The organism is Mucilaginibacter sp. cycad4 (assembly GCF_034263275.1).
Lineage (GTDB): Bacteria > Bacteroidota > Bacteroidia > Sphingobacteriales > Sphingobacteriaceae > Mucilaginibacter.
Genome location: NZ_CP139559.1, coordinates 4,900,662 through 4,923,704 on the forward strand (window position 1 = coordinate 4,900,662; position 23,043 = coordinate 4,923,704).

Annotated in this window: 20 protein-coding genes; 10 read left to right on the forward strand and 10 right to left on the reverse strand. The window is 42.7% G+C overall.

The features are described from left to right. Nucleotides 1–54: 54 nt before the first annotated feature. Nucleotides 55–390, reverse strand: a complete 336-nt coding sequence (locus SNE26_RS19790) for a winged helix-turn-helix domain-containing protein (protein WP_321555627.1) — start codon at nt 388–390, stop codon at nt 55–57. 48 nt (nt 391–438) lie between these two features. Continuing rightward, nucleotides 439–951, reverse strand: a complete 513-nt coding sequence (locus SNE26_RS19795) for a YdeI/OmpD-associated family protein (RefSeq protein ID WP_321555628.1) — start codon at nt 949–951, stop codon at nt 439–441. 173 nt (nt 952–1,124) lie between these two features. Between SNE26_RS19795 and SNE26_RS19800 the strand changes: the two genes are divergently transcribed. Continuing rightward, a complete protein-coding gene (locus SNE26_RS19800) occupies nt 1,125–1,553 on the forward strand; it encodes a nuclear transport factor 2 family protein (RefSeq protein WP_321555629.1) in 429 nt (142 codons plus the stop codon). Between the two features lie 69 nt (nt 1,554–1,622). Here the strand turns inward: SNE26_RS19800 and SNE26_RS19805 are convergent, their stop codons facing one another. The 4 genes from SNE26_RS19805 to SNE26_RS19820 all read right to left on the reverse strand — a co-directional run bounded on the left by SNE26_RS19805 (nt 1,623) and on the right by SNE26_RS19820 (nt 5,653). Then, nucleotides 1,623–2,282: a GDSL-type esterase/lipase family protein gene (locus tag SNE26_RS19805; protein ID WP_321555630.1), complete on the reverse strand. Its 660-nt coding sequence runs from the start codon at nt 2,280–2,282 to the stop codon at nt 1,623–1,625. Further along, nucleotides 2,282–2,773 (reverse strand): cytidine deaminase, encoded by a 492-nt coding sequence (locus tag SNE26_RS19810; RefSeq protein WP_321555631.1) that lies wholly within the window; start codon nt 2,771–2,773, stop codon nt 2,282–2,284. Before SNE26_RS19810 ends, SNE26_RS19805 begins: the two co-directional genes overlap by 1 nt. Nucleotides 2,774–2,938: 165 nt before the next feature. Beyond that, nucleotides 2,939–4,837, reverse strand: a complete 1,899-nt coding sequence (locus SNE26_RS19815; protein ID WP_321555632.1) for a DNA topoisomerase IV subunit B — start codon at nt 4,835–4,837, stop codon at nt 2,939–2,941. Between the two features lie 150 nt (nt 4,838–4,987). Beyond that, the gene (locus tag SNE26_RS19820; protein WP_321555633.1) at nt 4,988–5,653 is read right to left on the reverse strand and encodes a hypothetical protein; all 666 of its coding nucleotides are present in this window, start codon (nt 5,651–5,653) and stop codon (nt 4,988–4,990) included. Nucleotides 5,654–5,989: 336 nt separating this feature from the next. Here SNE26_RS19820 and SNE26_RS19825 point away from each other — a divergent pair, with 336 nt between their 5' ends. From SNE26_RS19825 to SNE26_RS19855, 7 genes are all read left to right on the forward strand, one after another. After that, the gene (locus SNE26_RS19825; protein WP_321555634.1) at nt 5,990–8,737 is read left to right on the forward strand and encodes a DNA gyrase/topoisomerase IV subunit A; all 2,748 of its coding nucleotides are present in this window, start codon (nt 5,990–5,992) and stop codon (nt 8,735–8,737) included. A gap of 183 nt (nt 8,738–8,920) precedes the next feature. Then, nucleotides 8,921–9,682 carry a hypothetical protein gene (locus SNE26_RS19830; RefSeq protein ID WP_321555635.1) on the forward strand — a complete coding sequence of 254 codons (762 nt, stop codon included), beginning with the start codon at nt 8,921–8,923 and terminating at the stop codon, nt 9,680–9,682. A 151-nt stretch (nt 9,683–9,833) separates the two neighbouring features. Beyond that, complete coding sequence (locus SNE26_RS19835) at nt 9,834–9,971, forward strand: hypothetical protein (RefSeq protein ID WP_321555636.1); 138 nt, start codon at nt 9,834–9,836, stop codon at nt 9,969–9,971. Between the two features lie 176 nt (nt 9,972–10,147). Then, entirely contained in the window at nt 10,148–10,423 is a 276-nt protein-coding gene (gene groES, locus SNE26_RS19840; protein WP_321555637.1) for a co-chaperone GroES, read from the forward strand. A gap of 144 nt (nt 10,424–10,567) precedes the next feature. After that, the gene (gene groL, locus SNE26_RS19845) at nt 10,568–12,202 is read left to right on the forward strand and encodes a chaperonin GroEL (protein WP_373695604.1); all 1,635 of its coding nucleotides are present in this window, start codon (nt 10,568–10,570) and stop codon (nt 12,200–12,202) included. Nucleotides 12,203–12,566: 364 nt separating this feature from the next. Further along, the gene (locus SNE26_RS19850; RefSeq protein WP_321555639.1) at nt 12,567–13,358 is read left to right on the forward strand and encodes a mechanosensitive ion channel domain-containing protein; all 792 of its coding nucleotides are present in this window, start codon (nt 12,567–12,569) and stop codon (nt 13,356–13,358) included. 178 nt (nt 13,359–13,536) lie between these two features. Continuing rightward, complete coding sequence (locus SNE26_RS19855; RefSeq protein WP_321555640.1) at nt 13,537–15,162, forward strand: NADP-dependent glyceraldehyde-3-phosphate dehydrogenase; 1,626 nt, start codon at nt 13,537–13,539, stop codon at nt 15,160–15,162. 220 nt (nt 15,163–15,382) lie between these two features. Here SNE26_RS19855 and SNE26_RS19860 read toward each other — a convergent pair whose 3' ends face one another. Continuing rightward, the gene (locus tag SNE26_RS19860; protein ID WP_321555641.1) at nt 15,383–17,437 is read right to left on the reverse strand and encodes a M13 family metallopeptidase; all 2,055 of its coding nucleotides are present in this window, start codon (nt 17,435–17,437) and stop codon (nt 15,383–15,385) included. Between the two features lie 88 nt (nt 17,438–17,525). Continuing rightward, entirely contained in the window at nt 17,526–17,765 is a 240-nt protein-coding gene (locus SNE26_RS19865; RefSeq protein ID WP_321555642.1) for a helix-turn-helix transcriptional regulator, read from the reverse strand. 408 nt (nt 17,766–18,173) lie between these two features. Here SNE26_RS19865 and SNE26_RS19870 point away from each other — a divergent pair, with 408 nt between their 5' ends. Both SNE26_RS19870 and SNE26_RS19875 read left to right on the forward strand, forming a co-directional pair. Continuing rightward, on the forward strand, nt 18,174–19,313 hold the full coding sequence (locus SNE26_RS19870; protein ID WP_321560046.1) for an acyl-CoA dehydrogenase: 1,140 nt from the start codon (nt 18,174–18,176) through the stop codon (nt 19,311–19,313). 57 nt (nt 19,314–19,370) lie between these two features. Beyond that, complete coding sequence (locus tag SNE26_RS19875) at nt 19,371–20,612, forward strand: TlpA disulfide reductase family protein (RefSeq protein WP_321555643.1); 1,242 nt, start codon at nt 19,371–19,373, stop codon at nt 20,610–20,612. A 118-nt stretch (nt 20,613–20,730) separates the two neighbouring features. Here SNE26_RS19875 and SNE26_RS19880 read toward each other — a convergent pair whose 3' ends face one another. Together SNE26_RS19880 and SNE26_RS19885 are read right to left on the reverse strand one after the other, a co-directional pair. Beyond that, on the reverse strand, nt 20,731–21,447 hold the full coding sequence (locus SNE26_RS19880) for an ABC transporter ATP-binding protein (protein WP_321555644.1): 717 nt from the start codon (nt 21,445–21,447) through the stop codon (nt 20,731–20,733). A 2-nt stretch (nt 21,448–21,449) separates the two neighbouring features. Beyond that, the gene (locus SNE26_RS19885) at nt 21,450–22,925 is read right to left on the reverse strand and encodes a DUF5687 family protein (RefSeq protein ID WP_321555645.1); all 1,476 of its coding nucleotides are present in this window, start codon (nt 22,923–22,925) and stop codon (nt 21,450–21,452) included. Between the last annotated feature and the right edge of the window lie 118 nt (nt 22,926–23,043).

Below are 23,043 nucleotides of genomic sequence, written 5' to 3' on the forward strand. Positions count from 1 at the left end.
AATCCGCTATCAATGCTGAATTTTGATTCGTTGATGATAAAACAAGAAAAACTTTTACTTTTTGCTATTTGATTCTAAAAACTGAAGAAATTTCTGCTGCAGATCTTTAAACTCCCCGATAATTTCCAGTCCGAATGGTGTAAGCAAGGCTACTCCACCACCCTTTCCCCCTCTTTTTGAAATTACCAATGGCTGTTTAAAACCATCGTTCATGTGGTTAACCAAATCCCAGGCCTGTTTGTATGACATTTTCATTTGAAGTGCGGCCTGCCTGATGGAGCCTGATGCATGGATCCGCTCAAGCAACTCAATGCGGCCATGGCCAAGTAATTTTTCCTCGCCTATTTCTATCCAGATGCGGCCATTGAGCTTAAATGAAGGGATTTCCATTAATAATTGTTAACCATCAAATTTATAACTGTTGATAAATTACACATGTTACTCCCTTGTTTTTTTTTGAGCCCGTAGCATTTGACCATAATCCATGCGGCGCACCATGGCGTTAACGGTTTGTGCTATACGGTTAGCGCGGGTAACTTCAGTTTTGGCACTTTCAATCCATTTTATAAAATACCCACGGTGGCTTCCGGCCAGGCTATTGAAAAACTCGCCGCCTTCGGGTTCATATTCAAAACATTCCAGCAGATCATCGGGAATAATGTATTTAAAATCATCATCGGGTTCAAGGCGCACCCGGAGCATGGCACCGCGATGTTTGTGGATGGCTTTACAGACCTCTTTTCGCAAAGCCATTATAAAATTCCCTTCGCCCATAGGCATCAGGGCCATACCGCGCACCTCAAATTCATCAAGCTTACCCTTTACACGAAATGATTTTTTATTTCCGGGCTTCATTTCCTGCGCTATATCGGCCGGAATTTCAATGTACGTCCACCCTGTTTTTTCACCCTGCTCGGCAAACTGTAATATAATAGTATTAAAATCAACCATAAGTATTATTTAATGGCATATTGTTACCATCATGCCTAAAAAATATGCGAAAATGTTAAATGTTTGTTAAATCGTCATATTTAGTTGTACCGGCTGTAACGTAATGCATGGTAGCGATGTCTTATGAGTATAAAAACAATTTAAAAATTAAGAACCTAAAAAGCAACAACAATATGAAAACTTTAAAATCAATCATGCTTGGCTTAGCCTTATTAGTAATAGGCACTGCTGCAAAAGCAACAGATAAAATAGAAGGCGATAACCTAACCAAAAACTACGCCATCAACACTTATATAGATGCCATGACCCGTGGTAAAATACAAGGCTTTAGCGAAGTGGTAGATCAATCGGCAAAATTCAACATGCTGCGCGGTACTAAAGTATTAAGTTTTAGCAAAACAGAAGTAGTTGACTTATTAAAAGCCAACAAAAATACCGAGCAGGATTGCGTTACCAGCACTTCAATTGTTGAAAGCAACAATGACCTTGCCGTGGTAAAAGTTGATATGAAATACAGCACTTTTACCCGCAGCAATTATGTAACCGTTACCAACACCGGCAGCGGCTGGAAAATCACAAACGTGTACAGCGTTTTTAAATAAGCAAGTTTTAGTTTAGTGTTTAATATGTAAGTAGGTAAAGGCCCCGTTGGTGCGGGGCCTTTTTTTATTTTATTTCACCAGCGGATCAAGCACTTTTTGCCATTTGTCATACCCTTTACTATTAAGGTGCAGGTAATCGTTATTAAATAAACTTGAATCGGGCAGTGTAGTGCCCGGTTTGTAAATAGCCGGCACCAGGTCAACATAATAACTTTTAGGTTTTCCCTTCAGGTAGCTTTTTACCAGCTCATTCGCAGCATAAACAACGTCATAATATTTAGCACGCACCGGGCTCGGTTTTATCGACATAAAATAAACCTCGGCGCCCGGTAATTTCTGATGGATCAACTCCCAGAGTTTTGCAAATGAAGCGGCGACAGCCTGTGCCGATTTACCGGCTGAAATGTCGTTTTCGCCTGCATAAATAAAAATTTTACGTGGTGCGTACGGGAACAGGATATAAGGCGTGTAATAATCAGCTATCTGCCATAACTCGCAGCCGCCTACCCCTCTCCTGATGATAGGCTTGCCAGCATAACGTTGCTCAAGATCGGTCCACATGCGGATAGATGAGCTGCCGATAAATAAAATGCCGCCCGGTTTCGGAAAACTCAGGCTGTCCTGGTGCTTAAACGCCCTGATCTCATTATCAAACGGGAAACCCTGCTGGGCCGATACACCGACGCTGAATGCAAGACCGATAAACAGTAAAAAAAGCTTTAGTTTCATTATGGGGTAGCTATACGTTCTTCAAAAAATAAAAACGGCAATTGGTTTTCAATGCCTTTGATGATCCATACCGGTCCATCTTCGGCATGCAATATAATTTTTATTGATTGATTTTGCTGCTTTTCGCATTCGGCTAATACCTGCAAACATGATCCGCATGAGGTTATTGGCTTCACAATCGGAAAATCATCCGAATGGGCAGTCACCGCCATGGCCTGGATAGGATCATCGGGATGGTTGGCACCCCAGTTAAACAACGCTACCCGCTCGGCACACAGACCTGATGGGTAGGCTACATTTTCCTGGTTACTACCATAGATAATTTTGCCACTTTGCAAACGTAGTGCAGCCCCAACGCGGAATTTGGAATATGGAGAATGCGAATTTTTTAATGCTTTCTGCGCTTCAAGGCACAGCTCACGGTCGGTTTTATGGAGATCGGCCAATGATTCGTATTCATCAAAGGCTATTTTAATTTCATGACTTATCATATGTTATCAACCCCTGTTAAAAAATCGGGGGAAACAAGATAAGGAAATTTTTTAATAAGAACCCTGATTTTTAGGATTATTTGATTCCCATGATAAAAATACCTGATTAAAGCCCTCCCAAGTACTACACTACTCAAGGAAATCCTTTAATCAGGCAAATCATGGTTACACAGCTACTGGCAATTCCGCTTCCGCTTCAGCTTTTTCAGCTATCGTTGGGTTGATGGTTTCATCATCCTTTTCAACACGAAGATTGTTTACAATATGCATTTGGCGGGTTGGCGTATTCTTGCCCATGAAATATTCAAGCAGCGCTTTGATATTAGCATCCCTTAATATTACCGGGTCAAGGCGCATATCCTTACCGATAAACAAACCAAATTCTTCGGGCGAAATCTCTCCTAAACCTTTAAAGCGAGTGATCTCGGGTTTATTACCCAATTTAGCTATGGCATTGCGGCGTTCCTCATCGCTGTAACAATAAATGGTTTCCTTTTTATTGCGTACCCGGAATAACGGCGTTTGAAGGATAGAAACGTGACCGGCCTTTACCAGGTCGGGGAAAAACTGCAAAAAGAAGGTCATGAGCAGCAGGCGGATGTGCATACCATCCACATCGGCATCAGTAGCTATTACAATATTGTTATAACGTAAAGCATCAAGGCCATCCTCAATGTTTAAGGCGTGCTGCAGCAGGTTAAACTCTTCGTTTTCGTAAACCACCTTTTTGGTGAGGCCAAAGCAGTTAAGCGGTTTACCCTTTAAGCTAAATACAGCCTGTGTCATCACATCGCGCGATTTAGTGATGGAACCACTGGCCGAGTCACCTTCGGTTATGAATAAGGTAGTATCCTGCTTACGTTCGTGTGTATCGTCAAAGTGCAATTTACAATCGCGCAGTTTGCGGTTATGTAATGATGCTTTTTTTGCACGCTCATTGGCCAGTTTTTTGATGCCGGCAATATCCTTGCGCTCACGTTCCGATTGCAGGATCCGTTTTAGCAGGGCATCGGCAGCCGCCTGGTTTTTATGCAGGTAGTTGTCAAGCTCCTTTTTAACAAAATCGTTGATAAAGCCGCGTACCGATGGCCCATCCGGACCAATATTTTGTGAACCCAGTTTGGTTTTAGTTTGCGATTCAAACACCGGCTCCTGAACTTTTATCGCAATAGCAGCTACTATTGAAGCCCTGATGTCGGATGCGTCATATTCCTTTTTGTAAAACTCACGCACTGTTTTTACCACCGCCTCACGGAAAGCCGCCTGGTGTGTACCGCCCTGGGTAGTATTTTGACCGTTAACAAACGAATAATATTCTTCGCCGTATTGCTGGCCATGGGTCATGGCTATCTCAATATCCTCGCCCTTAAGGTGGATGATCGGGTAGCGCAAGGTTTCGGCATCAGTATTACGGGTAAGCAGGTCATAAAGGCCCCGTTCCGAAAAATATTTTTGGTTGTTAAAGTTGATGGTAAGGCCCGCATTCAGGAACACATAGTTCCAGATCATACTTTCAACAAACTCCGGGATAAAGCGGTAATGTCTGAAAATGGTATCATCAGGTATAAAATTGATAGCAGTACCGTTGCGCTGGGTAGTGTCTTTTTCACTCTCATCACGAATCAGCTCACCTTTGGCAAACTCGGCCAGCTTGGTGCGTCCATCGCGGTATGATTGCACTGTAAATGAGTTGGAAAGAGCATTTACCGCCTTGGTACCCACACCATTTAAACCTACCGATTTTTGAAATGCCTTGCTATCATATTTACCGCCCGTATTTATTTTAGATACGCAATCGATCACTTTACCCAAAGGGATACCGCGGCCATAATCACGTACCGATACCTTATGATCGCTCATATTAACCTCAATGGTACGGCCCGATCCCATTACAAACTCATCTATCGAGTTATCAATGATCTCCTTGAGCAATACATATACACCATCGTCATAAGCAGAGCCATCGCCCAGTTTGCCAATATACATACCGGGGCGTAAACGGATGTGCTCCTTCCAATCGAGGGAGCGGATACTATCTTCACTATAATTAACTGGTTCTGCCATGTATATAAAGTAGAAAATTTAAACAGCGTAAAATACGCCTAACTGCAAAAATAAAACTTCCGGCTTGAATTAGTGGGAGGCAGATATCAACTTATTAACATTTGGGGATTCTAAAAGGAAATGACACAGCAGAGCTTAGCTATCTATCCGCTACGGCTTAAACTTCAAACAATTACTTGCCCTGTCCACATTTTTAAAAAACTCGGGGCCCTTATCGTTAGTAAAACAAACAGCCATAATGGTGCCGGTATGGTTACGCTGCAATGCAATAAGCAGCGCATATTTGTAATGTTTGGTAGCAGGCAAATCGAGCAGGTTTAACAGGTATGATTTTCCGGCATCTGCTTTATACCTGTTTAAAACGTTAACCGGTATGCTCCGGATAAAATTATCCCTTTCGCCGGAAAAAGCAATGGCGTGCGCCCTGCTCATATTTATATATATCGAGTCGGGGTTTTCGGTTTCACGGTCAATATCATACTGCCCCTGCTCATAGCTGGTATAGTTTTGTTTCTGAGATTTTACCTGGAACCACACTTCAAAATCCTGCCCCGGTAGCTGTAGTGCATAGTCGAATGAGAAATCCTCATCATTTGGGGCCGGGATCTCTTTAAAACCCCTGGGCGGAGTGTAAATTACATTGGCCTGGGCCAAAAGCTTGCTAAATTCTTTAAACTGATCTGTAACTATCGCTTTAGATTTTGAGTAACCAGGTTTAACTTTTGCAACCGTATGTTTCTTGTTATTTTGAGCATATAACAGCCGGGGTTTTACCTGGGCTATGCTTTTTGTAAAGCATAACAATGATAAAGCCATAAGCAATAAGGGCCGGTTTAACTTCAAAATAGTTTTCATTTAAGGGGCAGCCGGAAAAAAAATCCAGGTTAAAGCACCATAGGTAAATATATAAACAAATTAATTAATCAACACCCTCCTACATTCAATTAACCGCCATTCTTTAACGATGATATCAATTATTTATTTGTTGTGATAAGAATTTTTACGCTCGCGATTTGTAATTGTTGCAAATCCGCCCAAACGTAACAATTTTATTATAAATCAATATTAGCAAGACATTAAAATGTGGCTTACCTCATCTGCACATCAACACATAATCCGTATCTTTACCAATCCAAAAGTTTTTATTGAATAATGAGTGAAGATCTGCATCAAAACGATACACCAAGCCCTAATGAAGAAAAACTACACGCTGTTACCTCACTCGATGGGTTATATGAAAATTGGTTTCTTGATTACGCATCCTATGTAATTCTCGACAGGGCTGTTCCGCATATCAACGACGGGTTAAAGCCTGTGCAACGCCGCATCCTGCATTCGTTGAAGGAAATGGACGACGGGCGTTTCAACAAGGCCGCCAACGTTATCGGTAACACCATGAAATATCATCCCCACGGTGATGCTTCCATTGGTGACGCCATGGTGCAGATTGGTCAAAAAAACCTGCTGATAGACTGCCAGGGTAACTGGGGCGACCCGGTAACCGGCGACTCGGCCGCAGCCCCCCGTTATATCGAAGCGCGCTTATCAAAATTTGCGCTCGATGTTGTTTTTAACCCGGATACCACCGTTTGGCAGGCCAGCTATGATGGCCGTAACAAAGAACCTATTACCCTGCCGGTAAAGTTCCCCTTGCTGCTTGCACAGGGGGCCGAAGGTATTGCGGTAGGTTTGGCTACCAAAATATTGCCTCATAACTTTATTGAACTAATTGACGCTTCTATCGCCGTATTAAAAGGCGAGCGCCCTAACCTCCTGCCTGATTTCCCTACCGGCGGTATGGCCGATGCTTCCTTATACAATGAAGGGCAGCGCGGCGGTAAAGTGCGGGTAAGGGCTAAAATTATTGAGCGCGATAAAAAAACGCTCGCCATTACCGAAATACCTTTTACCACCACTACCGGCAGCCTGATAGATAGCGTGATCTCGGCCAATGACAAGGGTAAGATCAAGATCAAAAAAATTGAAGATAATACCGCTAAAGATGTAGAGATTATCATCCACCTGGCGCCAGGTATCTCGCCCGATGTAACTATCGACGCGCTTTATGCTTTTACAGATTGCGAAGTATCCATATCGCCAAACACCTGCGTAATACAGGACGACAAGCCACGCTTCATGAGCGTGAACGATATGCTTACCGAAAGCACGTTCTTTACCAAAGACCTGCTTAAACAGGAACTGGAGATCAGGCTGAAAGATTTGATGGAGAAGATCTTTTTCAGCTCGTTGCTCAAAATTTTCATACAGGAAGGGATGTATAAAAACCCCGACTACGAAAATTCAGGTAACTTTGAGGTGGTGCTGGAAGTGTTGAACCGTTTGTTTGAGCCTTTCTTTCCGCAGTTTTACCGCACCATCCTGCCCGAGGATTATAAGAAGCTGATAGATAAACCTATGAGCAGCATCACCCGCTTTGATGTTAAAAAAGCGGATGAGCAGATGAAAGCGCTCGAAAATGAGATAAAACAGGTAAAACATCACCTGAAACACCTTACCGAGTATACTATTGCCTGGTTCGAAAAACTAAAGGATAAATATGGTAAGGACAGGGAGCGTAAAACCGAACTGCGCACCTTTGATAAGGTTGAAGCTGCACAGGTAGCGTTGGCGAATGTCAAGTTATATGTTAATAGGGCCGACGGCTTTATTGGATCTGGCCTGAAGAAAGATGATTCGGTTGAATATGTTGGCGATTGCTCAGACATTGACGAGATCATTGTTTTCAGAGGCGACGGGCGCTGCATGATCACCAAAGTGCAGGACAAGGTTTTTGTTGGGAAAGACATTATCCACGTTGCTGTATTTAAAAAGAATGACGAACGCACCGTTTATAATATGATATATAAAGATGGCGAAAGCGGCATCAGTTATATCAAGCGTTTCTCGGTAGTTGGCGTAACCCGTGATAAAGAATATGACCTAACCAAGGGCACAAAGGGCTCAAAAGTGTTATACTTTACTGCCAACCCCAACGGTGAAGCCGAGGTAGTGAATGTGGCGCTTAAGCCTCATGCCAAACTTAAAAAACTGCAGTTTGATGAAGACTTTGCGGCAATAGCTATTAAAGGCCGTGGCTCGATGGGTAATATCATTACCAAATACCCGGTTAAAAAGATCATGCTCAAAAGTAAAGGCGTATCAACTTTGGCCGGTCGCAAAATTTGGTATGATGATATTTTAAAACGCCTTAATGCCGATGGCCGCGGTAAATACCTGGGCGAGTTTGATGGCGACGACCGCATTTTGAATGTATTGAGCAATGGTATTTATGAACTCACCAGTTTTGATCTGAACAATCACTTTGATGATAAGATGATCCTGATTGAGAAGTACGAAGCTCAAAAAGTTTATTCGGTGATCCATATTGATGGCAAATCGAAAAACTATATGGTTAAGCGGTTTACGTTCGAAAACATAGCACTTGGCAAACAGATAAGTATCATCAGCGATGAGCCGGGTTCAAAACTGGTACTGATGGCACAAGCAGCTCCTGTGGTTAGTGTAGTGCAACTCAAAGGCAAAGATCAAACTCCCGAAACCATTGAACTTAACCTTTCTGAAGTGATTGATGTTAAAGGCATGAAGGCCATGGGTAACCGCCTGTCACAGCATCCTATAAAATCGGTTGAGTTAATTAGCGACGAGGTTGCAACTGAAGAGACTGAAACAGAAGGGCCAGACAGAGAAGAGCTGCAGCCAACGGAAGCTGCAGATGATGTGGATGAAGCGCCGCAAAAAGATCAACCGGAGCAATCATCAACAGCATCAGAGAAATCACAAGATCAACCGGTGCCCCCTCCTGCTAAAAAAATAGATTTTGAGATCACTAACCCTGACGATATCGACATAGATAACCAGGGACAGTTAGGGTTATTTTAATACAAAGCCACCAGGCAGCAGTGCTGGTGGCTTTTTTATTTTAGTGATAAGAACGATATTAGCACCGGCTATCCAATACTCAATGTATTAGCAAAAAAATCATTTTACAGCTATAAACCCCCTTGATTAAAACTGCATTTTCTTTATTTTTGGATATTACCAAATCTTATATCATAAACAGGCATGTACTTCGGCGGTGGCAATTATTATTATCTTATATTGATATTAGAGGCTTTTTGTATAATACATAGCCTGCGACGGGGCACCCAGCAAAAATGGCTCTGGATCCTGATAGTGATACCCGTATTTGGTTGCCTGTATTATATTTATAGCGAAATACTCTCCAACCGCGGCATCCGTGCACCCAAAATTAATGTTGAAGCAGTCATAAACCCTGGGGCCAAGATCAAACGCCTTGAAGAGGAAGTAAGGTTTACAGACACCTTTGCCAACCGCGTGAAACTGGCAGATGCCTGCCTTGAAGCCGGCCTTACCGATAAAGCCCTCGAAATATATAAAAACAGCCTTACCGGCGCCTTTGCCGAAAATGAGCACGTAATGGCACAGCTCATTGTGGCTTATTTTGAAAAAGGGATGTATAACGAGGTGGTCCCCATTGCTAAAAAGCTGTATAAACTACCGCAATTTGCCCGTTCAAAAGCCCATATCTTATACGCCAAATCGCTTGAATTTACTTACCAGGCAGAGCAGGCCGAAAATGAATTTAAATTAATGAAAGGCCGCTATTCCTACTTTGAGCCCCGTTACGAATATGGCCTGTTCCTTACCCGTGCCGGCCGCGATGAGGATGCCTGGCAAATTTTCACTGATATGCTAAATGAGCAGGCACACCTAAGCCCTGTTGAACGTAAAAGCAATAAGGTGTGGTTTGCGAAGGCAAAGGATGAATTGAAGAAGCTTTCGGCTATAAGGAAAACTGCTTAAGAAAACTGCCAAAGATCAAAATCTTTTCATTGCCGTTGAACACTTGCATTGCTTTAAATAGTCCCTTATCTTTCACTTTTTATCAATTAAGAAATAGCATTTTTGAGTATTGGGTACAAGAAAGATGAATTACAACATATCATTTTCAGAAATGAACGAACTGGCCAGGCAAGCCAACTCTAAAAACCCTAAGCTTTCATTAGATCAAATGCAACAAGCTTTGCGGCTGAAAAACAACAGCAATTCGAAAATAAAGAAACACCCTGAAAATCGGGATCGTCATCCTTAAGTCATACTGACATCCTGACATCATCGGGTTAAAAAATTGTTAAGCCGCCAAATCAAAATAACCTTTTGCTGACATTAAAACAGTTTAGCCTGTCAATACTTACCATTCAAATTGGTTGGCATAATTGATGTGCGTTGATGTGCTGAAAACTTAAATAAAAATAAACAGTTATAACTATGTCATTAAACATTAAACCGATCGGTGACAGGGTTGTGGTACAAGCCGCACCAGCCGAAGAGAAGACTGCTTCAGGTATCATTATTCCGGATACTGCTAAAGAAAAACCTCAGCGTGGAACTATCGTTGCTGTAGGACAGGGAAAAGTTGATGAGCCTTTAACCGTAAAAGTTGGTGACGAGGTTTTATATGGCAAATATGCCGGTACTGAAATTACCTACGAAGGTAAAGAGTACTTAATCATGCGTGAAACTGACATTTACGCGGTTCTTTAATCAATTAGTGAATTAGTGAGTTATTGAATTAGTGATCTATTCCTGTTCAAACCCACCGGTTCAAAACCAAAAAAATCAAAAAAATAGATTATTGGATGCGAAATCAATCACTCATTCGCTAATTCAATAATTCAATAATTAAAAATCATGGCAAAACAAGTTAAATACAATGTTGAAGCACGCGACGCCTTAAAACGCGGTGTTGATATCCTTGCTAACGCAGTAAAAGTAACCTTAGGCCCTAAAGGCCGTAACGTAATTATCGACAAAAAATTTGGCTCACCGGCCATCACTAAAGACGGTGTTACTGTAGCTAAAGAAATTGAATTAAAAGATGCCCTTGAAAACATGGGCGCACAAATGGTTAAAGAAGTAGCTTCAAAAACTGCCGATATTGCAGGTGATGGTACTACTACTGCTACCGTTTTAGCCCAGGCTATTGTAACAGCAGGTATTAAAAACGTAGCTGCCGGTGCAAACCCGATGGATTTGAAACGCGGTATCGACAAAGCTGTTGCTGCGGTTGTTGAAAACCTGAAATCACAGTCACAAACCGTTGGTGAAGACAACAACAAAATCAAACAAGTTGCTTCTATCTCTGCAAATAACGATGAGGTTATCGGTTCGTTAATTGCTGAAGCAATGGAAAAAGTTGGTAAAGACGGTGTGATCACTGTTGAAGAAGCAAAAGGTACCGAAACTGAAGTTAAAACTGTAGAAGGTATGCAGTTTGACCGTGGTTACCTTTCTCCATACTTCGTAACCAATGCTGATAAAATGGAAGCAGAATTAGAAAACCCTTTCATCCTGATCTACGACAAGAAGATCTCTTCAATGAAAGAATTGCTTCCTATCCTTGAAAAACAAGTACAAACCGGCAAACCATTATTGATCATTGCCGAGGATCTTGACGGCGAAGCTTTAGCTACTTTGGTAGTTAACAAAATCCGTGGCTCATTGAAAGTTGCTGCTGTTAAAGCTCCAGGCTTTGGTGACCGTCGTAAAGCCATGTTAGAGGATATCGCAATCCTTACCGGTGGTACTTTAATCTCTGAAGAAAGAGGTTATAAATTAGAGAACGCTGACCTTAGCTACTTAGGTACTGCTGAAAAAATCGTTATCGACAAAGATAATACTACTATCATCAATGGTTCTGGTTCTGCCGAAGAGATCAAAGGCCGCGTAAGCCAGATCAAATCTCAGATCGAATCAACAACTTCTGATTATGACCGCGAAAAATTACAAGAGCGCTTAGCCAAATTATCTGGCGGTGTTGCTGTACTTTACGTAGGTGCTGCTACCGAAGTTGAAATGAAAGAGAAAAAAGATCGTGTTGACGACGCGCTACACGCTACACGTGCCGCTGTTGAAGAAGGTATCGTAGCCGGTGGTGGTGTTGCTTTCATCCGCGCGGTTGCTGCTTTAGCTGACCTTAAAGGTGATAACGAAGACGAAAACACTGGTATCCAGATCATCCGTCGCGCTATCGAAGAGCCTTTACGTCAGATCTGCGAAAACGCAGGTATCGAAGGTTCAATCGTTGTGCAAAAAGTTAAAGAAGGCACTGCCGACTTTGGTTACAATGCACGTACCGATAAATATGAAAACCTGATTGCTGCAGGTGTTATCGACCCAACTAAAGTAGGTCGTGTAGCTTTAGAAAACGCAGCTTCAATTGCAGCTATGTTGTTAACAACAGAAGTTGTATTGGCTGATGATCCTGAAGATGAAAAAGCAGGCGCTCCACCAATGGGTGGCGGCATGGGCGGTATGATGTAATGCCCCCGGCCCCCTAAAGGGGGTGTTCAATAAAATATACTATTCAAACCCCTGTCTGTTTTTCCAGACAGGGGTTTGTGCTTTATAACAAGCTGTTATAGTCATCCTAAGGTAAAGCAACAGTCATTTATTAATCATTTGATTAATTTTCATCTTCTATACCTTATTTAAAACCTAAATTTGCATAACAAATCTGATACAGCATTAATCAGGCACAGGATTTGAATATTGCAGGTCATGAAACTTCTATCTCAAAAAACAAAACAAATACAAAGCACCCTGGTTGAGTGGATGCTGTTCAAGGGCCCCGAGCTCTTCGTATCTTTATACAGTTAATAGATAATTATTAACTTTGCGCCCAGTTATGAAACTGGACGAATTTTACACTGAGTTCCACCATTGGCTTATTAACCGCGGCCCTAATTATTTAGGTGGACTAATCATATTTTTTATTGGTTTATGGTTTATTAAGTTTTTACGTGCAAGGCTTCGCATGCGTATGATGAAGCGCGGCATCCACTCATCATTACAACCATTTTTCCTGAGCCTAACCATTACAGCACTGTATGTTTTACTCATTATTTGGGTAATGAACATCATCGGGTTGGAAATGAGCATTTTCACAACCATTATCGGCGCATTTTCAGTAGCTGCCGGTTTGGCTCTGTCGGGCACATTTCAAAATTTTGCAGGTGGTGTGCTGATCCTGTTATTAAAACCTTTTGAGATAGATGACAGCATTGTAGCGCAAGGCCAGGATGGCAGAGTGGTATCTATACAGATGTTTTATACTGTGCTTATTACGGCCGATAACAAAACCGTTATTATCCCTAACGGAAAGCTATTTAACGAGGTTATTGTAAACATAACCCGCGAAGGCCGCCGCCGTCTTGATTTTGAATTGCGGGTAGGCTACAACAATGATATAGAAAAGGCGAAGGCCATCATGACCGGCGTAGTAAATGCCAATAAAGATATCCTTCAAGACCCGGCCGCGCGGGTGGGTGTTATCAGCCTGGATAACGATTGCGTAAGGTTTACTATTAATGTTTGGGTTGATCCCGCCGATTTCCTTAATGCCAAGATAAACCTACAGGAACAAATGCTTAAGGAGCTTGCCGCGGGCGGCGTTAATTTCCCTAAACCAGGATTTTGATAAGAAGCAGGAAATCGGGGAATCAAAGGCGCTTCAAAAGTATAATTCTTTCGCGGAGGTGGAGCGGATTATCAACAATGCCTTCGGCTATTAAAAATCAGTAAACATTATAACACATAAAGCTTGCTTGTTACAGCAGGCTTTTTTTATCTTAGGGAAATCAAACCCTTGAAAAAATATGAGTTTTAAAACCCAGCTCAGTTCAATTTTTATTGATGAAAATAATATCCCCCCCGAATTTCAGATTGAAGAAGTACACCAGCGCGAATACCTGAGCGGTGGCGAAATGAAATCATGGACCGGTGAAGTAAGTGAAGTTTACTCGCCTATCGGTTTTTGGGCAGAGGACGGTACTTTTACCCGTAAGCTGATTGGCACCTACCCGGTTTGCACCGAAAAAGAAGCTTTTGAAGCCCTGGATGCCGCCCTTGAAGCCTATGACAATGGCCGCGGCGAATGGCCCACCATGAGCATTGCCGACCGTATTAAATGCATGGAGCACTTTATTTACAAAATGAGCGAACAGCGTACGCTGGTGGTAAAACTGCTGATGTGGGAAATAGGCAAATCATACGCCGATTCGGCTAAAGAATTTGACCGTACTATTGAATACATCAATGCCACCATCGACGCATTAAAAGATATCGACCGCCAGTCGTCACGCTTTGAAATGGCCGAAGGGTTGGTGGCCCAGGTCCGCCGTTCGCCCCTGGGTGTAGTGCTTTGCATGGGGCCATTTAATTACCCGCTAAACGAAACATTCACTACGCTGATCCCCGCGCTGATCATGGGGAACACCATTTTATTTAAACCGCCTAAACACGGTACACTGCTGCATTACCCATTGCTAAAAGCGTTCCAGGAATCATTCCCTAAAGGCGTAGTGAACACCATTTATGGCAGGGGCGCCGTGGTAACACCCGGGCTGATGTCATCGGGCAAGGTGAATGTGCTGGCTTTCATTGGATCAAGCAAAGTAGCAAATGATTTGAAAAAGCGTCACCCTAAAATTAATCGTTTAAGGGCTGTTTTAAGCCTGGATGCCAAGAACGCTGCCATCGTAACAAAACACGCAGACCTGCAGCAGGCCGTAAGCGAGTGTATTTTAGGTTCGCTATCATTTAACGGCCAGCGTTGTACTGCTATTAAAGTGATATTTGTACATAAAGCCGTTGCCGATGAGTTTTTAAAACTGTTAAGTGAGGCCGTTGCCAAACTTAAGTTCGGCCTGCCCTGGGAAAAAGACGTAAAACTTACCCCGCTCCCCGAACCTCATAAACCGGCTTACCTTACCGATATTGTAAATGACGCCTTAGACAACGGCGCAAAAGTGATTAACGACAACGGAGGTGAAACATCGGCTTCGTTCTTTTTCCCGGCCATAGTTTACCCGGTTAATGAAAATATGAAACTGTACCGCGAAGAGCAATTTGGCCCGGTGATCCCGGTAATTCCTTTTGAGGATATTGAGGAGCCGATCACTTACCAGATAGATTCACCGCATGGTATGCAGGTGAGTATTTTCAGTAATAATGCCAAAGAAATTTCGTCACTTATCGATCCCTTTGTGAATTTAGTGAGCCGCGTAAACATCAACAGTCAGTGCCAGCGCGGCCCGGATGTTTTTCCGTTCACCGGGCGCAAGGACAGTGCCGAGGGAACTCTTTCGGTACATGATGCTTTAAGATCGTTCTCAATCCGTTCGTTGGTAACTACCAAAATGACCGAAACCAATAAAAACATCATCAACGAAATTGTGAATGACAATAACTCCAATTTCCTGAGCACGAAGTTTATATTGTAGAAGCTGTGTTAGAACGTCATTGCTGGCAGGGCACCAGGATACCCTTTAAAAAAGAGTAATGATGTATAATTACATTTGACATGGGCAACCTGCCGCCATGTCATTATAAGACACGAGGCAATCCCCGATTTACAGCCGCCCTGTAGGTTTGGAATTGCTTCGTGCCTGCTTATAACATAATAAAATTTTGGCCATAAAGGGGCATGGCACATCATTACGTTTACCAAATCTTCACCCTTTTATCCGGGTCTATCCACATTTTATCGCCTTTTTTAATATGGAAAGCCTCATAAAACTCAGGCACATCGGTAAATGGGCCGTTAACCCTCATAAAACCCGGAGCGTGCTCATTGGTGAGGATCTGGCTTGAAAGCGATTCCTTCCTATCCTGCGTCAGCCAGCCTAATGAGTATCCTAAAAAGTAGCGCTGTAACGGTGTTAATCCGTTAATGAGTTTACCCTCTTTATATTGCTGTGTTTTTTTGAACGCATCAAGACCTATTACAATGCCGCCAAGGTCGGCGATGTTTTCGCCCTGGGTGGCTTTGCCGTTTACATGCAAACCGTAAATGCTGTAACCATTAAACTGGTCGATAAGCATTTTGGCACGCTGACTAAATTTTACTGAGTCCTGCGGTTTCCACCAGGCCTTCAGGTTTCCGGCAGCGTCAAACTGGCGGCCCTGGTCATCAAAACCGTGGGTCATTTCGTGGCCAATGGTCGAGGCAGCTGCATAGCCGTAAATAATGGCATCGTCAATATTCTCATCCTTGTAGCCCGGAATGGTAAAAATGCCGGCAGGCAATACAATTTCGTTGTTGGATGGGTTGTAGTAAGCGTTATAGGTTTGCGGTGTAATGTCCCACTCTGTACGGTCGACAGGTTTGCCCAACTTTGCTGCACTGAAATTATGCCACCACTCGTTTGCCCGCAAAACATTAAGGGCATATGGGCCGCGGTTGATCTCTAAGGTTGAAAAATCCTTCCATTTATCAGGGTAACCAACTTTAGGGACAACTTTTGATAATTTATAGTAAGCTTTCTCCTTGGTTTCAGGGCTCATCCAATCCAGCTTTTCAATATGCTCTTTAAAGCTGGTACGCATTTCTTCAACCAGTTTTACATAGCGCTCTTTTGTTTTTTCGGGAAAATATTCTTTTACGAAGATTTGCCCTAATACCTCGCCCATCAAACCGTTTTCTGTATCCAGCACCCTTTTCCAGCGCGGAAGCTGGGCTGTGCTGCCATAGATCACCTTGTCATAAAACCGAAACACCTCCTGATCAAATGGTTTGCTCAGATATGGCCCAAAGGTGGTAATCAGGTTGTTGCGCAGGTAATTTTTCCAATCGTCTATAGTAAAAGTTTTTAGTGCTTTATTAAGTGCCCTGTAATACTCGGGCTGCCCTACAATTACGGTATCGGCATTTTTGTAATCCATCTTTTCAAAAGTGGATTTCCAGTCGATATCCGGGGCCAGCCTGCTCAGGGCAGCAAGCGTCATTTTGTTATAATTATGATAAGGATCTCGCAGATCTTCCAGCTTGCGGCTGCTATCGGCCAGGAAGGTTTCCAACGAATAAGTTTTCTTTGCGGCGGTAATTGCTTTATCGGCAGATAAACCCGCCAGTTTAAACATCGCAGGCAGATATTTATTTTGATAGTCGGTACGGATGGCTACGCTATGCTCATCTTTATTAAAATAATAATCGCGGTTTGGCATACCAATGCCCGACTGGTATAAACCCAAAGCCATTTTTGCACTGTTTTTGGCATCCTGCCCCACATAAGCGCCGATAGGTTGTGTAACGCCGATTCTTTGCAAATGGGCAAACTCCTCAACCAGGTTTTTGATATCTGTTACCCGGTCAATTTTATCCAGTTCATCCTTCAGCGGTGACAGGCCCTGCTTTTCTATGTTAACGGTATCCATCCCGCTGAAATAAAAATCGCCTATTTTTTGAGTGTTGCTGCCTTTGGCAGCACTGGCTTTAAGCGCGTCCTCGTTGATCTTCTTCATCTTGTCGCGCAGTTCTTCCTGCACAACATTGCCGATGCCCCATGAGGCGTACGCCGCCGGAATAGGATTTTTGCGCAGCCAGGTGCCGTTAGCATATTTAAAGAAGTCATCGCCAGGTTTTACAGTGGTGTCCATATTATGGATCACGGGGTCGCCGGCTTCGTAAGCTTTTGTTTTGTCGTTTTGGCTGCAGGCGCTAAGCAAAGTACCAAGCGCGGCGGCAATTATAGATAAGGACTGGGTTTTTCTGTTCATTTTTTAGGTGTGTGTATGAATTAAAATACAACAACTGTATGGTAAAATAGAATTTAGGACAGCGTATTTTTTAAAATATGATAATTTATTATATCTCCTGGAAAAAACCTGCTAAGGAAACGTTAAAATAATAACAAATTTTACGAAGTGTTTCCAACCTGATATCAATAATACCGGATTCGAGCCGGGCAATATTTATGTGCGTTTCGTTAAAAAACTTCTCCTGGGTAACCTGATTTTGCTTGCGTAAAGTTTTAATCTGCAAGGCAACTTTGCGTTTAAATGCGCTATCAGTGTTGTTAAGATATTCAAAATCAGTTAAAAGCATGACTGGATCGGCTAATATGACACTTTGTATTTTTTACGTAAGCTAAATATAAAATAACATCATTACATTTTATATGCAGATATTATTCTTTTATAAAAATGAGCGACTAACGTTTAAACATGAAATATTAATGCCACAATTTTATAATTATGGCAAAGGATTTGTATATAGATATTCGCCCTGTATCATCTGTGAAAAAATAAAAGATTTAGTAACATCTACCTGTGAAAAATTAAATTGAATTCTCAGACGCCCAAGTTGAGATTTTTTGTTCTTTGTTTTGGGTTTAATCAATAGTTTAAATTAATTAGGGGAAAGGGAGCTTCAAAAAAAGCTCTCTTTTTTTGTTTATAAAAATTACTATGCATGCATAGTAATTTTTATATATTTATGCTTTTAATTATACCCATGTATTTTGAACTGACCGAAGAACAAAAAATGATTCGCCAGGCTGCGCGTGATTTTGCGCAAACAGAATTAAAACCTGGTGTTATTGAACGCGACGAACTGCAAAAATTCCCCGCTGCGCAGGTTAAGAAACTTGGTGAGCTGGGTTTCCTGGGCATGATGGTATCCCCTCAATATGGCGGTGCCGGTATGGATGCCATATCATATGTGCTGGTAATGGAGGAGCTTTCAAAAGTTGATGCATCAACCTCGGTAATTGTTTCCGTGAATAATTCGCTGGTATGCTACGGATTGGAGAAGTATGGCAGCGAAGAACAGAAGCAGAAATATTTGATGCCGCTGGCTAAAGGCGAATGCATTGGCGCTTTCTGTCTTTCGGAACCCGAGGCCGGCTCTGATGCTACATCGCAAAGCACCACAGCCATTGATATGGGTGATCATTACCTGCTTAATGGCACCAAAAACTGGATCACCAGTGGAGGCAGCGCATCTACCTACATTGTAATTGCCCAAACCAATGCGGAAAAAAAGCACCATGGTATTAATGCCTTTATTGTTGAAAAAGGAATGCCCGGCTTTACCGTTGGCCCTAAAGAAAACAAAATGGGCATACGAGGCTCGGACACCCACTCGCTGATGTTTGCCGACGTTAAAGTGCCTAAAGAGAACCGCATTGGCGACGACGGCTTTGGATTTAAGTTTGCCATGAACGTGTTGGATGGTGGCCGTATAGGTATTGCTTCACAAGCTTTAGGCATTGCTTCAGGTGCTTACGAACTGGCAGTGCAATATGCTAAGGAGCGCAAAACTTTTGGCAAATCACTTGCCGACCACCAGACTATCCAATTTAAGCTGGCCGATATGGCTACCGAAATTGAGGCAGCCCGTTTAATGTGCCTTAAAGCAGCCTGGTTTAAAGATCATGGAAAACCCTACGCCCAGGCATCATCAATGGCTAAACTATACGCATCTGAAGTAGCTATGCGCACCACCACCGAAGCGGTGCAGATTCACGGGGGGTATGGTTATGTGAAGGAATATCACGTTGAGCGCCTGATGCGGGACGCCAAAATAACTCAGATTTATGAGGGAACGTCTGAAATTCAAAGAATTGTCATTTCGCGCGGATTGTTGAAATAACAGCGCTGTTTTTATACCTTTGAAAGTATATAGATTAAGTAGACTATATATTTAAGTATGACTTTCAAAAATATCGCGGCCGGTGTTTGCGGATTATTATTTCTGCAAACCGGCTTTGCTCAAACAAAACTCAAAACCGGTGTATGGCGCGCTGCGCTCAAAACCAAATCAGGTACCGAAATCCCTTTTAATTTCGAGGTTAACAATACAGGCGGCAAACAACAATTAGCTATCATTAACGGTGCTGAGCATTTTAAGGTAACAGACGTTGCCACCAAAGGCGATTCGGTATTTATCCATATGCCGCTGTTCAATTCAGAATTTAAACTGAAACTTAACGGAGATAGTCTTAACGGCAACTGGGTAAGGCACCTGGCGGATAATGATCTTCTTGTTCCGTTCAGCGCCCAGCCTAACACTTCATGGCGCTTTTTTAAAAATACTGAAAAACCGGCATTTAATATCGGCGGCCGCTGGTCGGCAGTGTTTGGTGAGGGCGAGGGCCGCGATACCACCGTCGGCGAATTTAAACAGGATGGGAATAAACTTACCGGTACATTCCTAACTACCACCGGCGACTATCGTTTTTTAGAAGGAACGGTGAATGGCAATAAACTATACCTGTCAACTTTTGACGGAGGCCATGCCTATACCTTTACTGCTACTATAGGCGATGATAAAACCATTACCGATGGTAAATTTTATGCCGGCTATTCGGCAGTTCAACCCTGGACTGCTGTAAAGGACGAAAACGCCCAACTGCCCGATGCATATTCGCTCACTTCATTAAAACCGGGGTATAAAAAAATAGCTTTCAGCTTTAAGGACCTTGATAGCAAAACCGTTTCGCTTGATGATGCCCGGTTCAGGAACAAAGTGGTAATTGTGCAGATATTGGGTTCATGGTGCCCCAACTGTATGGACGAAACAGCCTATATGGTTAACTACTATAAAAAATATCACAATAAAGGTGTTGAGGTAATTGGCCTGGCTTATGAGCGTACCACCGATTTTGAAAAATCAAAGAAAGCGCTGCAGCAGGTAAAAGACAGGTTTAAAGTACCTTATTCGCTGTTGGTGACCGGCTATACCAGCGATAAAAAGCAAACCGCCCAAAGCCTGCCCATGTTATCAAAAGTGGTTGGCTTCCCTACCACCATCATTATTGATAAAAACGGCGACGTACAAAAGATCCATACAGGTTTCAACGGCCCCGGAACAGGAGATCATTATACCGAGTTTATCAGCGAGTTTGAAAAGCTGACGGATGATCTAATCCAGGCCCCCCCCGCCCCCTAAAGGGGGTGCTTTTGATTTGCAGAGTTTCTATTCCCTTTCAAACAAAAACGCTTTGCCCTTGGCAAAGCGTTTTTGTTTGAAAGTCTCTGAAAAGGCCGTTTGCATATGGGCACCCCCTTTAGGGGGCGGGGGGGGCGACCTCAACGCCAAAATACGCTTCCAACTCGTTTAACGTTGACGAGCTGGTTGCAATATCTTTAATGATCACACCTTTTTCCATCAGCAGGATCCGGTCGCACACATCGGTGATGTGGTTAAGGTCATGGCTGGATACTATGGTGGTTACTCCTTTGTTTTTATTGAGGTCCTTCAACAGGTTTTTAAGCCTGAACTGGGTACTTGGGTCGATATTGGCGAAAGGTTCGTCCAGCATTAGAAGCTGAGGCTCCTGTAACAGACAGGCCGCTACACCAACTTTGCATTGGTTACCTTTTGACAGGTCGCGGACGTACTTTCCTTTCTTCAGGATCTCGCCATTAAAAAAATCGGTTAGGCCAACCAACACCTCGTCAACATACGCGCGGTTATGACTATGCAGCCCTCCTATAAAATAAAAATACTCTTCAGGCGTAAGGTAATCTATCAGGAAACCTTCGTCGAGATAGGCCGCGGTATAGTCCTTCCATTTTTCATGACCGGCTACAAGTTCATCGTTGGATAAGATCTCGCCGCTTTCGGCGCGAATGAGGTCGAGCACCATCCGGAACAGCGTGGTTTTGCCTGCACCGTTATTACCTACAAGACCAACGCTTTCGCCTTTGTTAATTTGCAGGGCAGGTACATCCACAACGGTAATCCCGTTATAAATTTTTTTAAGATTTCTTACTTCAATCATGATTATTTATTTCTGAAGCCTTCGGCAACGGTATAACGTTTTTGCATAAAATCCTCCTCCAGTTTTTTCACCCAAAAATCGCTGGTTAAAATGAATATGATCCCGGTACCGGCCAGCATGGCCAGGCCTATGTCGGCATGTTTAAACAGGGAGAAAGGGAGGTAAATGATATACGGCGTGATCATCAAGGGAAACGAAATAAGCATTTGCGTTGCCCCTACCCCTTCCCAGTTAAATGATGCACCTTTTGACAGATCTATCCGTTTGGCATTGCGGTTAGCAAAAAACAGCACAATGGTTGTGTTGACGCCGATGTTCCACAGGTACATTACAAAATGCACCAAAACAATGTGCCAGCCAAAATAGGCATAGGGAGTAGTCAATATAAAAGCCACGGTTGATACCATGGTAAACAGCAGGTATTTTGCCTTTAAAAAATCGCGGAAATTGATCTTGCTTACCAGCAGGCCATCAAAATGAGCACCCTGCCAGCTATACATGAACTGCCCATAACTGATAATAAAAATACCGGTCATGAACATCCCAACAAAAATGTACATGTTTTGCCCAAACTGCTTATTGGTATAAAATATGAGCCCGTAAAACATAAAGAACAAGCCCATAACTAATGCAGACCGGGGCCGCTTATTACGGAAGATCAGTTTCAACTCGTTAGCGACGAGGTCACCAACTTTACCAAACCTGTTTAACAGCGGAAACTCCGTACTGCTTTTATAAGCCGATGCCTTGCGGGAGCTTAACTCTTCGAGGTACAGGTTTTGTTTTAAGTAGGCAAAATTGATGTAATACATAATTGCAGCAAGCACAACAGGCAGTAATACCAACGCCGGTTTATTGAGCAAATGACCAAAGTACAAATAAGAAATATTGCGTACCGAATACAGGTGAAACCTGAAATCGCCGGTGATAATGAGGATGAGGGCTGCTGCGAACACCAGAAAAACCCAGCCGTTAAGATTGGCCTTGCGTTTAATAAACAGCGAGAGGTAGTTATTGAAAAGCATGAAACCGATAATAGCCAATATAAAAGCCAACGCAGGCAAAGCGCCTGAATCGGTAAGAATCACTTTTAAAACAAAGGGTGCAAAAAGTATAATGGGCCACAGGTTAAAAACCGAGAGCATGGCCGTAAAAGCCAGATAGCCGACTACCGTATTCCTTTTTATGGGTAAATGAAGATATGGTTGCACCCTTAACGTAGGCAGTTCCTGCAATTGCATGCGCATCATCAGGTCAAACAAAAAATAAAGCAGGATGATACCGCAAAAAGAAACCACTATATCATCATGCGGAAAAACCTGGCCCAGAATTTCATTCAAAAACAAACCGGCAAGCAAAATACATCCAAAAAGATAAAGGATAAGTAAGGCCATTACCACGCGGATAGCAATACTTTTACCTGTATTTTTTGACCGCCAGAAAGCTTTAAGCTCGTGCCCGAGAAAGGTAGTGATCATAAGTATAGACAGTTAAAGGTTAAGGTATAGGTTTTATATGAAAGCACAAAGCTATAATTGTTTTATATAAAAACTACAGGCATAGTGCACAAATCCTAAAGCTATAAATTAATTAATA